A 13,685-nucleotide genomic window follows, 5' to 3' on the forward strand; every position below is an offset into this window, starting at 1 on the left:
CCCAGCGGTGCACCGCCTGGGTCGTTTTTGGGGAGTGGTCGGACATGCACAGCTTTTTATCACCCGGTATCCGCCTGCTCGGCCGTTTTGGTTTTGCGCGCAAGTTCCAGATCCTGTTCCTCCTGTTCATGCTGCCCCTGGCTGGCAGCCTGTGGATAATCGGGCAAGACTATCGGGCCAAATTGGCGGTGATCTCCAGCGAGCAGTCCGGCGTTCGCCAACTGCTGGCCCTGGATGCACTGGACGGCCAATTGACTGCCCAGCGCAACCTGGCCGCGCGCTGGAAAGCCGCCGACATCCTGCACGCACCAACGCCGGCGGCGAAGGCGGCGATGGACAAGGTCGATGCCAATTACCCGCTGCTGTTGCAAAACCTGCAAACCCTGGGCGAGTCGCTGAAAGCCCAGCACGCCAGCGCCGATATCCTCGCGCGCTTCGAGGCGTTGCAGGCCACCGTCAAAGGCATGGATTCCCAATCCCTGCGCACCGTGGGCTGGTGGCCGGACGGCTATGACCGCTTCACCGCGGCCCTGACGGCCATGCAAACCCTGCGCGAGCAGGTGACCCTGGACACTGGCCTGATCCTCGATCCCTGGCTGGAAACCTACCTGCTGATGCAGATTTCCACCCAGCACACCCCTGACCTGATCGAGCGTGTCGGGCGCATGGCCAGTGTGGGGCAATCGTCCATCGCGTCCGGGCAGTTCACCTTGCAAAGCCGCTTGCAGATGCGCGACCTGCGCAGCCGCATCGGCGACGCGCGCGACCAGTTGGTCAAGGCCGCCGCGTCGCTCAAGGCCAAGCAGTACGCAGGCATGGAGGCGTGGACCGCGCAGTATGACAACAGCCTGCAAACCCTCGATAACCAGCTCAAGGTTCTCGACGATGGCGTGTTCGGTGGCACCATCAAACTCGACACCGCCGCCTTCGAAGGCAGTGTCGATGCCATGCTCGGCAGCCTGGGCGCCCTGCGCAACCAGTCGCTGACGTCCCTGGACGCGCGCCTCGGTCATTACCACGATCGTTCCCTCCAGCAGATCGTGCCCGTGGCGGCGACGTTCAGCCTGTTGGCGTTGGCGGCGCTGTACCTGTTTATGTGCCTGCAAGCCTCGATCCGCCGCAGCGCCAGTGGCATTACCACGCTGGCGGAGTCGCTGCGTGACGGCAACCTCTGCGTGGAAGTGGCGGTGCAGGGGCGTGACGAACTGGCGGCCATCAGCACCGCGCTGAACGTCGCCGTGGTGCAGTTGCGCACCAGCTTGCTGGGGGTCAATCACGAGACGCAGCAGTTGGGCTCGGCGGTGCTCACCCTCAATGCGCAATCGGGCAGCACCCTCAACGAAGTCGAAGACCAGCAACAACAAATCAGCCAGATCGCCGCCGCCGCCACCCAACTGGCAGCGACCTCCCTGGGCGTCGCCCGCAGCTGCGAACAAGCGTCGGGCAGTGCCCAGCAGACCCGACGTATCGCCGAAGACAGCAGCCGCGACAGCCAGCGCACCACGGCCAGCATCCAGCAACTCAACCAACGCCTGACGGACACCGCCAACGCCCTGGAGCAAGTCAGCCAGCAGGGCCAGCAGATTCAATCGGTGGTGGACACCATTCGTGGCATCGCCGAGCAGACCAACCTGCTGGCACTCAACGCCGCCATCGAAGCCGCCCGCGCCGGCGAGCAGGGGCGCGGCTTCGCCGTGGTGGCGGATGAAGTACGCAGCCTGTCGCAGCGCACCCAGGCCTCCACCGCACAGATCGCCGGCACGGTGGATAGCCTGCGTGCCACGGTGAGCCAGGCGGTCAACCTGATGGGCGTCGCCTGTGAGCAAGCGCTGACCGACGCGGCGTCGGTCACCGGGCTCGGCGCCCGCCTGGGCGAGATCGCCGGCGCGGTGCAGAACGTCACCGACACCCTGGCGCAGATCGCCACGGCGGTCGAAGAACAGGCCGCGACGGCGGACGAAGTGAGCGGCAATATCCAGCAAGTGGACCAGGCGGCGGGGCGTTTGCTCGATGGTGCACGGGCGGTGAACCGCGCGGCAGACACCCTGAGCAAGGGCAGCCAGGCCTTGAGTGACAACACCGCACGATTCCGGCTGGTGTGATTCCCTGTGGGAGCTGGCTTGCCTGCTCCCACATGATCGATGATCGTTCCCACGCTCTGCGTGGGAATGCCGCCGATGACGCTCCGCGTCACGCCTGCAAGAACGGACGCAGAGCGTCCTGGGATGCATTCCCACGCAGAGCGTGGGAACGATCAAACCAGCGCCCACATTTTTGATCTTCATCAGCCGGCAGATAGCGTAGTCTCCTGCTGCACTCCCTTTCATTCGCCCTGCGGAGCCCTGCCATGATCACCGTCCACCACCTCAATAACTCCCGCTCGCAACGCATCCTCTGGCTGCTCGAAGAACTCGGCCTGCCGTACCAGATCAAGCGCTACCAACGCGACCCGAAAACCAACCTCGCCCCACCGGAACTCAAGGCCATTCACCCGCTGGGCAAGTCCCCGGTGATTGAAGACGGTGGCCAGGTACTGATCGAGTCTGCTGCGATCATCGACTACCTGATCCGCCGCCACGGCGCAGGCCGCCTGCAACCCGATCCGGCCACCGCCACTTACGATCAGTACGTGCAATGGCTGCACTTTGCCGAAGGCTCGGCCATGCTGCCGTTGATGCTCAACCTCTACGTCGGTCGCCTGGGCGAGGCGGGTGCGCCGTTGCATCCGCGGATCGAGTCGGAAGTGGCCAATTATCTGGGCTACCTCAACGACGTGCTGGGGCGCACGCCCTATCTGGTGGGGGATGAGTTGAGCGGTGCAGATATCCAGATGAGCTTTATCGGCGAAGTCGCCGGAGCCCAGGGCAAGTTGCAGGCCTATCCGAACCTGGCTGCGTGGGTGCAGAAGTTCCAGGCCCGGCCGGCATACCGCAAGGCAGTGGAGCAGGGCGGCGAGTACGCGTTCGCCAAATAAGGCGACTCATGGGGGCAGGATTTGCCCCCATTCGCTGCGCGTCAGCGAACCACGTCAAACACCGTGTATTCGTTCACATAGTGCGTCTGGCTCGACGTCGATTCCAGGGTCAGGGCAACGCCCAGGTCTTCGATGAACACGCGTGAGGTCGTGTAGTCACCCTGGTCGCAGGCCAGTTTGATCGCGTCGCCCGTCAGCGCGGCAAACACTTGGCGTGCGGGAATGCGCGCGCCGACGGTGCAGGTCAACGACGTCTCGATGGGCTTGTCGGTGGGGCGGGCGGGCACGTTGACCATGCGCAATCGAGCGGTCAGCGTCTGGCCCGGCGCCCAGCTGGCCGGCACCTTCAGCTCGGCTTCACGGGTTTGCAGCACCCGGCCATCGCCGACGCCGTTCATTTTCGATTTCAACTGGATCAGGTCCGCTTGAGTCAGGCGATCCACGTTGAAGGTCTGGCCGTAGACCTCGTTCTTCACCAGCAAACCGCCCTCGGCCTTGAACGTGACCGACGTCGGTAGGTCTTTGCTGCCGTCGCCTTTCTTCGACAGGTAGGTGTAACTCAGGGTCTTGAATTTCGGTTGCAACAGCGGTGCGCCAAGCTGCTGGAGCACGTTGGCCGGCACCTCGACATCGCTGATATTCACCTCGGCTTGCGTGCGCGGGTAATCCACCGGCGCGATGTCTGGTCGCAACCGCGCCAGCAGCCCGGCGTTGACGCCACCCTGTATCGAACAACTCACCCGCGACTGCGTGCCTTGCTTGCCCTCCGGTTCGACGATCAGCACACGTTCCACCTGGCGTATGCCGGGCGCCTTGCCCGGTTGGGGTTTGATGAGCTGCCAGCCGTCGCCCACCTTGAGCTCGCTGCGGGTGTATTCGCCGTCGCCTTTTTGCAGCGCCCCCGGTTGTTCCAGCAGCGGCGCGAGGCGCTTGGCCACCTCGTCCACGCCGCCGTCGACAATAAAACCCCAGTAATAAAACAGCCCCAGCGGCCCGAGGTCGGTGACTTCGTCGCTGTAAGACAACAGCTTCAAACCGGCGATAGGCGGCGCGCTGACCGGCACCAGATTGGCGTTGTGGTCGGTACGATTTTTAACCGCGATCCAGGTGAAGTTTTTTTCCTGCTTGAGCGGCGCATAGGCCTGCCAGGCGTCACGGTGAGTGTTCAGGCTGCTGAAGAAACTCGCATCGCAGCGGGTGAAGGCCTTGAGCGTGTCGGTCAGCGCGGCATCGGCGGCGTGGGCGAGGGTGGGCAGCAGCAGGGCGGTGGTTAGAGCAGCGGCGGAAAACGGCAACTTCATGGGGCGGGATTTCCGTATCAAAAAGGCGAGAGACAGGGCAGGGCATTATCCAGCAGTTGGGCGGCGGGCTCTAGTTGGCTGCGCGGGTCAGGCGCAAGCGCCAGTTGCCGCCGTGCTGGGTTTGGCACGCTTCTTCACTGTCAAGGTGCACACAACGCTTCAACGGCACGGGCGGGATATCCGCGGCGTGCAGGGCGATGGCGGTGAGTTCGTGGATGCGTGCGTCCAAACCTGTGGCCAGGACGTGATCCTTGTTGGCCCGCGTGTCGAACACCCAGGTGATGACAAGGCTCTGGGGGAAGTCGGCGTAGTTGACGGTGTGGGTCAGCCAATCGAAGCCCGGGATTTCCGCCTTGGCGGTTTCGCAGGCCTCAGTGAGCGCGGCGACCAAGCCGCGTTCGATACGGGCGCTGTCGCGTTTTGATAGGGCCACGGGAGGCTCCAGTTGAAAGCAAGGGCCGCAGGTTATCAGGGTGCGGGCGCAGTTTCAGCCGTGGCGAAAATCCAGTGTGGGGCTTGCGGCCTGATTTTCACCGCGTCGCGCTGAACACGGTGAACGGGCAGTCGCCCACCGAGCTTGCCCGGCAGAAGTCTTCCGGGGTCCAGTTCGAACCCTGTGCTTTAGGGCGCACAGGAAACTGCTGAGACATTCTCAAAAAAGCAAATTGCTCCGGCCCCTCATAATCACAGGCCACGAAGTAATACTCGCGCTCACCTGGGCCTGCCTGACCTGTTCGGATTGCGGTTGACTCGAACTTCATCCCCTTGAGGTAGTGTTTCTCTGCAAGTGGATTTTCACCTTTCCACCCGCTGCCCGGTGCAATGGCGAAATAGCTATAACCTTGTGCCTCCTCTCTCTGCTCAATACTCCCAATGGCTGGGCACATGTTGGCGGCAGTTGGAGCAATAACGCTTGGCGTGCAGGCTGCAAGGCTGGTCAGCACGGTCATGAGGGCTGTGCAAAGCAGCGTATGTGATCGGGAGTTGGGCATGATGAGGTCCTTGGTTGGCGTGTATTCACTCTGAGCGCCAATGACCAAGGCGGGCACTGTCATGTCTGACAGTTCTATAGATGGATTTGGAATAGCCGTCGAGGAGTTGACTCATTTGCCTGCACATCACCCCTGATGCCTCAGCGCACTGATGATAAACGCGTGCAGGCTGTTGACCGCCTTGGACCCCCGCGAGGCTCGGCTTCGTAGAATCGACACTTCCATGGGCTCGATACTTCCCAAGCCGTGCTCACTGCCCAAGACTTGCAGCGATGGCTGCACAGTGCACTGCGTGATTGCGGCGATCGCCAGTCCGCCTTCAACGGCCGCCACTTGGCCGGCCAGGCTGGAACTGTTGTACACCACCTTGAACTGGCGGCCCTGCTGGGCCAAAGAGTTCACTGCATAGCGCCGCGCCAGGCTGGCGCTTTCGTACACGGCAATCGGCACCGGGTCGCGCCGCCACAGTTCGAACTGCGGCGAACCCACCCAGACCATCGGCTCGTGGAATAGAAACGTGCCACTTTGCGGCGAGTCCCTGGACACCAGCGCCAGATCAAGCTCGCCGCTGCGCAACCGTGGGATGAGTGCGGTCGATTGTTCGCAGGTCAGTTCGATGTCCACCCCCGCGTGTCGCGGTGCAAAGCGTTTGAGCAGCGGCGTGAGGTACTTGGCGGCGTAGTCCTCGGCGACGCCCAGGCGGATGCGCCCCGTCAACGCTTCCCCGTGAAACGCCGCCTGGGTCTCGGCATGTAGAGCCAGCATGCGTCGCGCATAGCCCAGCAGCGTCTGGCCGTCATCGGTCAGTTGCAGGTGGCGCGGGCCACGGTTCAACAAGGGCCGCCCCAGCGCCGTTTCGAGTTTTTTCATCTGCATGCTCACGGCCGACTGCGATCGGTTGACCTCATGGGCCGCGCCCGACAGCGAACCGGCGTCCACCACCGCGACAAAACACTTGAGCCAATCAATCTGCAAATCGCTGGAAGGCATCGCGTTGACCTCTTTTCGTTAATCGAATGACTATGGTGTGAATTATGCGCTTTTCAGGACAGTTGTTCCCTCGCAAGATGCGGGCATCTATCAACCTCTGCCGGACCTGATCATGCCTTTCGAAACCTGGTTGCTGTACCTGATTACCTGCTGCGGCATCGCGGTCGTGCCGGGGCCCAATGCCTTGTTGGCGCTGACCCACGGCGCGATTCATGGGCGGCGCCGGACGCTATTCACCATCAGCGGCGGCGTGCTGGGCTTTGCCTTGGTGCTGTCGCTGTGTGCGTTGGGTCTTGGCGCGTTGATCCAGGCGTCGGCCGGCTGGTTCACGGCCTTGAAGATTGGGGGCGGTCTGTATCTGGTGTGGTTGGGCTTCGGGCTGTGGCGGTCTGCGCCCGTCAGCCTGGAGATGGCCGGCATGCCAAGCCTGCGGCGCTGGTCGCTGTTCCGCCAGGGGTTGGTGTCGGCCCTTTCGAATCCCAAGGCGTTGCTGTTATTTACGGCGTTTATTCCGCCGTTTCTCGACCCCCACAGGAACCTTATTGCGCAGACGGCGGCGATTGCGCTGACCTACGCCGTGGTGGAGTTTTGCGTTGAATACATGGTGGCCAGCGCTGCCCATCGCGTGCGGCCTTGGTTGGCGCGGACTGGGCGACGGTTCAATAAGGTGTGTGGTGGGTTTTTTGTGGTGTTTGGGTTGGCGTTGCCGATTCATAGTTGAGGTGGGTTAAAAGAAAGCTTTCACCGCCGAACGTCTCCCTGTTTCGTGTGGTCACAGCTTTGCTGATACGCTGCTAATAGCTCAATGCCAGCTCCCCGGAGCCCCCATGAAAACCCTACGCACCGCCTTTCCGGCCGCCTTCCCCCGTGGATCTTCCCGCGACTCGGAAACCGCGCTGTCGGACATCGAGTTCCTGCACCGCATCAGCCTGGACCTGATCGGCGAGCAAGACCTCGAAGCCCTCTACGGCAAGATTGTCGATGCCGCCGTGTCCATCACCGGCTCGCAATTCGGCACCATGCAGCTGCTCTGTCCCCAAGGCCATCCCTCCGGCCATGGCGGCGAACTGCAACTGCTGTGCTCACGGGGCTTGCCGCCCGACGCCGTAGGATTCTGGCAATGGGTGAGCCCAATGGCCTACAGCAGCTGCACCATGGCCCTGCAACTGGGCCAGCGCGCCATCATCCCCGACTTCGAAGAATGGGCCGACATCGCCGGCACCGAAGACCTGATCGCCTTCCGCCGCGCGGGCATCCGCTCGGCCCAGACCACCCCCTTGCGCTCCCGCGACGGGCGCCTGCTCGGCATGATCTCCACCCATTGGAGCGCGCCGCACCAACCGTCCGACCGCGACCTGCGCCTGCTCGACATCCTCGCCCGCCAAGCCGCCGACCTGCTCGAACGCACCATCGCCGACGAAGCCCTGCGCGACGCCGAAGCCCAGCTGCGCGCCCTCAACGAAACCCTCGAACAACGCGTGGCCGAACGCACCGCCATGCTGATGCAGGCCGAAGAAAAACTGCGCCAGTCACAAAAAATGGAAGCCGTCGGCCAACTCACCGGCGGCCTGGCCCACGACTTCAACAACCTGCTCGCTGGCATCTCCGGCGCCCTCGAACTGATGAACCGGCGCATCCACCAGGGCCGCCTCAGCGACGTCGACAAATACATGGTCGCCGCCCAAGGCTCGGCCAAACGCGCCGCCGTCCTCACCCAACGCCTGCTGGCCTTCTCCCGCCGGCAAACCCTGGAACCGCACGCCACCAACGTCAACACCCTGATGTATGGCATGGCCGAACTCATCCAACGCACCGCCGGCCCCGGCATCCAGATCGAAACCCTCGGTGCGGTCGACGCCTGGACCGCCTTCGTCGACGTCAGCCAACTGGAAAATGCCCTGCTCAACCTGTGCATCAACGCCCGCGACGCCATGCCCGAAGGCGGGCGCATCCAACTGCAAACCAGCAACCACTGGCTCGATGCCAACACCGCCCGCGCCCACGACCTCACCGAAGGCCCCTACCTGCGCCTGAGCGTCAGCGACACCGGCACCGGCATGTCGCCAGACGTCATGGCCCACGTGTTTGAACCCTTCTTCACCACCAAACCCATCGGCCAAGGCACCGGCTTGGGTCTGTCCATGATCTACGGGTTTGCCCAACAGTCGGGTGGGCAGGTGCACATCCAGTCCGCCGTAGGCGAGGGCACCTGCGTGTGCCTCTACCTCCCACGCCACCACGGCGCGGCGCCGGGGGATGAACTGACGCCAGGGCAGGCCCCGATTGAAGTCGCCCAACACGGCGAAACCGTGTTGCTGGTGGACGACGAATCCACCGTGCGCATGCTGCTGGCGGATGTGCTCGGGGAATTGGGCTACACCGTCATCGAAGCGGCGGACAGCGCGGCGGGGCTGAAACTGCTGCGTTCGGATGTGCATATTGATCTGCTGGTGACGGACGTGGGCTTGCCGGGCGGGATGAATGGGCGGCAGATGGCGGAGGCGGGGATGGAGCTGCGGCCGGGGTTGAAGACGTTGTTTATTACCGGGTATGCGGAGAATGCGGTGATGGGGTATGGGCAGTTGGGGGTAGGGATGGGGGTGTTGACGAAGCCGTTTGCGGTGGAGGTGTTGGGGGGGAGGGTTAGGGAGTTGTTGGGGAAGTAGAGTGAGTCGGGAGCGTCTACTCACGGCAGAGCTGAGAGTTTTGAACCGAGAGCCTAATCGCCGAGCCGATATATGCCATGTGACTCGGCGAACTATGGGGCTACTGAACTGAAGGGCTAGTCATCGGGCAGTGCAGGGCGCTTCGCGGTCGAGCAGTTTTGCTGTCATGAGCACGCCTAATTCACTTAGTTGGTGAATCGCCAGCGCAATGTCACGGTGTTTACCGCTTAGGTCTTCGGATAGGTCGAGCAAAAGGGTACTGACCGAAGCGAAGGTCTCGTAACTATTGGTAATGAGGGCTTCATTGCTTGCGTCTGGAGCAACGCAGAAGAGAGCAGTTGAATCCGGTGCGACATTAGACATAAAAGATATCCTGGCTTATGCCACCACCTCCCCGCTACTAAACGAGTGGGTGGCAGCTGTACGCAGGTTAGTAGACCGGTGGATATCTAAAGCCGGCGCGTCCGAGGACGCCCTGCGTACAGCCGCCATCAAGCACAGACTCAATGTCTGACTGATGAAGCTCGTGCACATATAGATAACCGATCCGGGCTACTAAACCCGATCACCGAGAAATTCAGCGACCGCGCAACCTTAGATTCGACCACCCCAGCACACAAGCCGGCGGATTCTGACGCAGGCGTAGGCAACGGAGCAAGGTGCCGGATGGCTTTGGGACTTATCCCGGCTTCAACTGCGCAAATGCGTGGCGCAGCGGCTGAGTTTTTGCGCCATTGCTGTAGGTATTGATCGGGCTTCTTGTAGCCCCTTTCTGAATTTCAACACCGTCTCCCAATCCCCGTCCAACCAGAAAACGCCGCTTTTATATTCCGACCTCTTCGTTATTTCGAGGTTGGAATTGCGCCATGTTAAAGACCCATATCAACCCGCGACTCAGCGACCACGCGAGCCTAAAGGCCAGGTACCTCAGCGGGGCATCGCCGATGGCCGTGCGCAAGTTCGATGCGCTGAACGCGCACTTGCCCCGGCTTTTTGTCGACGCGGGCCACATGATCATCGTGCCGAGCAACACGACCCTGGAAAGCACCGCCGAAGAGGCTTGGATGATGCGGGAGGCGCAAAGGATCAGCCGTTCGCTGGAGCTTGATCCGTACGTGGTGGAGATCACCGCAGGTGAATACGATTTGCTGCAAAGCGTATTGGGTTACACCTCGTTGGGCATCGGCAGTGCGGCGTCGGCCTGGAGTACGCACCTGAAGGATGTGCGCCAAACCATGGAGCAGATTCAGCAGGCTTATGCGCGGTACAAAAGTGGCGGGGTGGACAGGGAGACGTTTTTTCGGCAACGCGAAGTGTTGTTGAAACAGTTGAATAACCAGCTTCAGGGCGCGGCGCGGTTGGGCACGGGGTTGCGCGGTGGTAGTTCGTTGAAGTGGATTTTGGGGATCTCCACCAAGCGTTTTTTGGATAAAGGGGAGATCAGGGGTTACGCGGAGCGTCTTGAGCGTATGGCGGGCGTAGCGCGGCATTTGCGCAAGGGGACGTATATCGGGTTGGCGTTGGATATGACGGTGGCGGGGTTGGAGGTTAAGGAGGCGTGTACGTTGGGGCGGGAGGAGCAGTGTCGCAAGGCGCAGTTCGTGGAAAGCGGGAAATTGGTGGGCGGCGTCGCAGGGGCATACGGCGGGGGAATGGCCGGAGCGAAGATTGCGCCAGCGTTGTGTCGTTTGTTTCTGGGCATCGCGACAAAGGGGGCAGGGGGACTGTATTGCAGTGTCTTAGGCGGCGCTGCCGGCGGTTATTCGGCCGGGAAAGGTTTGGGTGTTGTTGGCGCAGAGCTAGGTGAAGAACTGTATTTAGGTGTTGATCTATGGATATAGCCGGCTACAGGTTCATCACCTGGCTCGTGGGCCTTGAGTCGCTCATTGGTGTGGCGTTGCTGCTGTACACGCACTATTTCAAGCTTGAAATGCTGGAGAAGTATTTTGAGAGCAATGAAATTGTTCAACTGAACAAGCAACGATGGCCGGGCAATCGGCCGATGGATAAAGCACTGCGCATGGGGCAGATTTCCTGCTTTTTGACGTTTCCAAAAAGTTATATCCGGTTAGGCGATGTGAGCGAAAAGGAGGTTGCGTCAGTTCCGCTCTCTCTCAAGCGCTGGGTGATATGGCCGGAACTTTTTTGGCTTCAAATATTTATGTGGATGGGTATTCGTTACGTTCTATATGCGTTGTAAAAACAACCGTGCCACTCGCAATGGCACGGTTGCTCATCCCGCTAACCTAAACCGTCACCACAATCTTGCCGATCTGCTGATTCGCCTCCAAAAACCGATGCGCCTCCTGCACCTCATCCAACCCAAACGTCTTGGCAATCACCGGCGCCAACGCCCCCGAAGCCAGCCCATCCACAATAAACGCCTTGGCCCGCGCCAACGCAGCCGGGTCAGCCACGATCTCCGCGTACAAGTACCCCTTCAGCGTCAAACATTTGCCCAACACCGTAAACAACGGAAACGGCGTCGGCTCCGAACTCAACGCGCCGTACTCCAGCAAAATCCCGCCCTGGGCCATGCTCTGGGTGAGCGCTTCAAAGCCCGGCCCGCCAATCGGGTCGAACACCACGCGGGCGCCTTGGCCGTTGGTGAGTGCCATCACGCGTTCCACCAGGTCTTCTTCATCGCTGACGATCACATGCGCGGCGCCGGCTTCCAGCAATGCCTGTTTTTTCGCGCGGGTGCGGGTCACGGCGATGGCGGTGGCGCCGACGCTGCGGGCGATCTGGAAGGCGGCCAGGCCGACGCTGCTGGAGGCGGCGGTGACCAGCACGAAGTCGCCTTGGGTCAGTTTGGCCTGTTCCACCAGGGCGCCCCAGGCGGTGACGTATTGCATCCACGACGCGGCGGCTTGGACGAAGCTGAGGTTTTGCGGGTGTTTGACGGTGAGGTAGGCGGGCACGTTGGCCACTTCGCCGTAGGTGCCCCAGCGGGCGATGTCGAGCGGCGGGATAACGCTGACGGCATCGCCCACCTGGATGTCGCGGACGTCGGCACCGATTGCGCTCACCACGCCAGCCGCTTCATAGCCCAGACGACTGGGGAATTCGACTTCTTGCAGGTAGGCGTGGTTGCGGAACATCACTTCGGCGCGGTTGAGGCCAAAAGCCTTGACCTGGATTTGCACTTCATCGGCCGCCGGTGCCGGGACGTCGATGTTTTCCAGTTGCAAGACGCTTGCGTCGCCGTAGGCGTGAATCCTGACAATGCGGGCCATGGGGTTGATCCTCGATGTTTACCAATGTGGCGTTCAATTTAGGCGTGGGACGGCGCGGAATAAAGGCCTAGGATGGCGCAACACTAGAAACAATGGGTTTCCAATGGATCGTCTTACCTTGATGGCCACGTTCGTCAAAGCCGTGGAGCTGGGCTCGTTCAGTGCGGTGGCGGATGAGCTGAACCTGTCGCCGCAACTGATCGGCAAGCAGGTGAAGATGCTGGAGCAGCACTTGGGGGTGTCGCTGCTGCACCGCACCACGCGCAAGCAGAGCCTGACCGACTTTGGCCGCACGTTCTACCAGCGCGCCAAGCTGATCCTGGCAGACATGGACGCCGCCGAAGAAATGGCCGCCGTCACCCGTGGCGTGCCCAGCGGGCGCTTGCGCATCAACGCGCCGGTGACATTTGGCGTGAGTTCGTTGGCCCCGCGTTTGCTGGAGTATATGGTCAAGTTCCCCCAAGTGGCGGTGGACCTGACCTTGTCCAATGAGCTGGTCGACCTGGTGGAGGATGGCTATGACGTGGTGTTCCGCATCGGCGAATTGGCTGACAGCGGCTTGAAGGCCTTGCCCCTCAAGCCCTATCAGATGGTGCTCTGCGCGGCGCCGGCCTACCTGGCCCGTCGCCCAGTGATCAGCAGCCCTTGGGATTTGCAGGAGCATGAATGCCTGGCGTTTGCCTATTCGGACGGGCGCTCGCACCTGCACTTCGAAGGCCCGCAGGGGCGGGTGGAGGTGCCGATTACAAGCCGTTTGACGATTAATCAGGGTGACCCGCTGCTGTCGGCGGCGGTGGCCGGGTTGGGTGTGGTGTTGTTGCCCCAGGAACTGGTGCATGACGCGCTGCGCAAAGGCACGCTGCTGGCGTTGTTGCCGGAGTACACCGTGCCGGCCTCACCGATGAACCTGCTGTATGCGGCGGATCGGCGGCTGACGCCGAAGGTGCGCAGTTTTGTCGATTTTGTGAAAGGCGCGTTTGGCCGGGATCTCATGAAAACAGCCCCTTGAGGCCTATATCGGTCTACCATGCCACCCCGGCAGTGGTTCCACGCGCTACCGATTCTTCTTTTACAGGTACTGCCCATGTCCATCGAGCAAATCAGTCTTCCCAAAGGTGTTGGCCCGCACGCCAGCAAGCTGCTGGACGCCATTACCGGCGCTTCCACCCATGAAGAACTCAACCGCGCGGGCGGCAAGGCCGAAGGGTTTGTGCTCGGCCTGGAATCGACCAAGGCCATCAAAAGCCAGATCGCCGAGGCGTTGTACGTGGCGTATGACGATGCAGCGGCGCATCGGGCCAGTGAGTTGAAGGGCTGATACACCAACACCTGTGGCGAGGGAGCTTGCTCCCGCTGGGCTGCGCAGCAGCCCCAAAACCTGCCAGCGCGCAGAATCAGGTAAAACTCAGTGGCCGATGGGGGCGCTTCGCACCCCAGCGGGAGCAAGCTCCCTCGCCACAGGGGAAGCTGCGGCGTTCTACCGTAACGAAAACCACCACACGGTGGTGTAGCGTCGCAGGCTCCAA

Annotated in this window: 14 protein-coding genes; 8 read left to right on the forward strand and 6 right to left on the reverse strand. The window is 61.7% G+C overall.

Features of this window, described 5'->3' with window-relative positions; translation table 11 throughout:
• Positions 1 to 1,094 precede the first annotated feature (1,094 nt).
• Both ACZRMO_RS17300 and ACZRMO_RS17305 read left to right on the forward strand, forming a co-directional pair.
• Entirely contained in the window at positions 1,095 to 2,102 is a 1,008-nt protein-coding gene (locus ACZRMO_RS17300; protein WP_463973727.1) for a methyl-accepting chemotaxis protein, read from the forward strand.
• A gap of 245 nt (positions 2,103 to 2,347) precedes the next feature.
• Positions 2,348 to 2,974, forward strand: a complete 627-nt coding sequence (locus ACZRMO_RS17305) for a glutathione S-transferase family protein (RefSeq protein ID WP_463973611.1) — start codon at positions 2,348 to 2,350, stop codon at positions 2,972 to 2,974.
• A gap of 41 nt (positions 2,975 to 3,015) precedes the next feature.
• On the opposite strand, the gene ACZRMO_RS17310 is transcribed toward ACZRMO_RS17305, so the two are convergent.
• The 4 genes from ACZRMO_RS17310 to ACZRMO_RS17325 form a co-directional block, all read right to left on the reverse strand.
• Positions 3,016 to 4,275 carry a hypothetical protein gene (locus ACZRMO_RS17310; protein WP_463973612.1) on the reverse strand — a complete coding sequence of 420 codons (1,260 nt, stop codon included), beginning with the start codon at positions 4,273 to 4,275 and terminating at the stop codon, positions 3,016 to 3,018.
• Positions 4,276 to 4,345: 70 nt separating this feature from the next.
• Complete coding sequence (locus ACZRMO_RS17315; protein ID WP_463973613.1) at positions 4,346 to 4,708, reverse strand: hypothetical protein; 363 nt, start codon at positions 4,706 to 4,708, stop codon at positions 4,346 to 4,348.
• Positions 4,709 to 4,805: 97 nt separating this feature from the next.
• A complete protein-coding gene (locus tag ACZRMO_RS17320) occupies positions 4,806 to 5,267 on the reverse strand; it encodes a hypothetical protein (RefSeq protein ID WP_463973614.1) in 462 nt (153 codons plus the stop codon).
• A gap of 126 nt (positions 5,268 to 5,393) precedes the next feature.
• Positions 5,394 to 6,257 (reverse strand): LysR family transcriptional regulator, encoded by an 864-nt coding sequence (locus ACZRMO_RS17325; RefSeq protein ID WP_463973615.1) that lies wholly within the window; start codon positions 6,255 to 6,257, stop codon positions 5,394 to 5,396.
• A gap of 112 nt (positions 6,258 to 6,369) precedes the next feature.
• Here ACZRMO_RS17325 and ACZRMO_RS17330 point away from each other — a divergent pair, with 112 nt between their 5' ends.
• Positions 6,370 to 6,978, forward strand: coding sequence for a LysE family translocator (locus ACZRMO_RS17330; RefSeq protein ID WP_463973616.1), 609 nt, complete (start codon positions 6,370 to 6,372; stop codon positions 6,976 to 6,978).
• A 106-nt stretch (positions 6,979 to 7,084) separates the two neighbouring features.
• The gene (locus ACZRMO_RS17335; RefSeq protein WP_463973617.1) at positions 7,085 to 8,923 is read left to right on the forward strand and encodes an ATP-binding protein; all 1,839 of its coding nucleotides are present in this window, start codon (positions 7,085 to 7,087) and stop codon (positions 8,921 to 8,923) included.
• A 120-nt stretch (positions 8,924 to 9,043) separates the two neighbouring features.
• Here ACZRMO_RS17335 and ACZRMO_RS17340 read toward each other — a convergent pair whose 3' ends face one another.
• Positions 9,044 to 9,286: a DUF6124 family protein gene (locus tag ACZRMO_RS17340; protein ID WP_463973618.1), complete on the reverse strand. Its 243-nt coding sequence runs from the start codon at positions 9,284 to 9,286 to the stop codon at positions 9,044 to 9,046.
• Positions 9,287 to 9,789: 503 nt separating this feature from the next.
• Here ACZRMO_RS17340 and ACZRMO_RS17345 point away from each other — a divergent pair.
• The gene (locus tag ACZRMO_RS17345; RefSeq protein ID WP_463973619.1) at positions 9,790 to 10,764 is read left to right on the forward strand and encodes a hypothetical protein; all 975 of its coding nucleotides are present in this window, start codon (positions 9,790 to 9,792) and stop codon (positions 10,762 to 10,764) included.
• Entirely contained in the window at positions 10,755 to 11,123 is a 369-nt protein-coding gene (locus tag ACZRMO_RS17350; RefSeq protein ID WP_463973620.1) for a hypothetical protein, read from the forward strand. Before ACZRMO_RS17345 ends, ACZRMO_RS17350 begins: the two co-directional genes overlap by 10 nt.
• A 46-nt stretch (positions 11,124 to 11,169) precedes the next feature.
• Here ACZRMO_RS17350 and ACZRMO_RS17355 read toward each other — a convergent pair whose 3' ends face one another.
• Entirely contained in the window at positions 11,170 to 12,159 is a 990-nt protein-coding gene (locus ACZRMO_RS17355) for a zinc-dependent alcohol dehydrogenase family protein (RefSeq protein ID WP_463973621.1), read from the reverse strand.
• A 103-nt stretch (positions 12,160 to 12,262) separates the two neighbouring features.
• Between ACZRMO_RS17355 and ACZRMO_RS17360 the strand changes: the two genes are divergently transcribed.
• Both ACZRMO_RS17360 and ACZRMO_RS17365 read left to right on the forward strand, forming a co-directional pair.
• The gene (locus tag ACZRMO_RS17360) at positions 12,263 to 13,168 is read left to right on the forward strand and encodes a LysR family transcriptional regulator (protein ID WP_124525755.1); all 906 of its coding nucleotides are present in this window, start codon (positions 12,263 to 12,265) and stop codon (positions 13,166 to 13,168) included.
• A 75-nt stretch (positions 13,169 to 13,243) separates the two neighbouring features.
• Positions 13,244 to 13,477 carry a hypothetical protein gene (locus ACZRMO_RS17365; RefSeq protein WP_124525754.1) on the forward strand — a complete coding sequence of 78 codons (234 nt, stop codon included), beginning with the start codon at positions 13,244 to 13,246 and terminating at the stop codon, positions 13,475 to 13,477.
• Positions 13,478 to 13,685 lie beyond the last annotated feature (208 nt).

Source organism: Pseudomonas sp. B611, assembly GCF_055407965.1.

What these genes read in the sequence shown, in the direction of transcription:
- ACZRMO_RS17300 (WP_463973727.1), top strand. Translation starts at nt 1,095, where the DNA reads ATGTGCCTGCAAGCCTCGATCCGCCGCAGCGCCAGTGGCATTACCACG.
- ACZRMO_RS17305 (WP_463973611.1), top strand. Translation starts at nt 2,348, where the DNA reads ATGATCACCGTCCACCACCTCAATAACTCCCGCTCGCAACGCATCCTC.
- ACZRMO_RS17310 (WP_463973612.1), bottom strand. Translation starts at nt 4,275, where the DNA reads ATGAAGTTGCCGTTTTCCGCCGCTGCTCTAACCACCGCCCTGCTGCTG.
- ACZRMO_RS17320 (WP_463973614.1), bottom strand. Translation starts at nt 5,267, where the DNA reads ATGCCCAACTCCCGATCACATACGCTGCTTTGCACAGCCCTCATGACC.
- ACZRMO_RS17325 (WP_463973615.1), bottom strand. Translation starts at nt 6,257, where the DNA reads ATGCCTTCCAGCGATTTGCAGATTGATTGGCTCAAGTGTTTTGTCGCG.
- ACZRMO_RS17330 (WP_463973616.1), top strand. Translation starts at nt 6,370, where the DNA reads ATGCCTTTCGAAACCTGGTTGCTGTACCTGATTACCTGCTGCGGCATC.
- ACZRMO_RS17335 (WP_463973617.1), top strand. Translation starts at nt 7,085, where the DNA reads ATGAAAACCCTACGCACCGCCTTTCCGGCCGCCTTCCCCCGTGGATCT.
- ACZRMO_RS17340 (WP_463973618.1), bottom strand. Translation starts at nt 9,286, where the DNA reads ATGTCTAATGTCGCACCGGATTCAACTGCTCTCTTCTGCGTTGCTCCA.
- ACZRMO_RS17345 (WP_463973619.1), top strand. Translation starts at nt 9,790, where the DNA reads ATGTTAAAGACCCATATCAACCCGCGACTCAGCGACCACGCGAGCCTA.
- ACZRMO_RS17350 (WP_463973620.1), top strand. Translation starts at nt 10,755, where the DNA reads ATGGATATAGCCGGCTACAGGTTCATCACCTGGCTCGTGGGCCTTGAG.
- ACZRMO_RS17355 (WP_463973621.1), bottom strand. Translation starts at nt 12,159, where the DNA reads ATGGCCCGCATTGTCAGGATTCACGCCTACGGCGACGCAAGCGTCTTG.
- ACZRMO_RS17360 (WP_124525755.1), top strand. Translation starts at nt 12,263, where the DNA reads ATGGATCGTCTTACCTTGATGGCCACGTTCGTCAAAGCCGTGGAGCTG.
- ACZRMO_RS17365 (WP_124525754.1), top strand. Translation starts at nt 13,244, where the DNA reads ATGTCCATCGAGCAAATCAGTCTTCCCAAAGGTGTTGGCCCGCACGCC.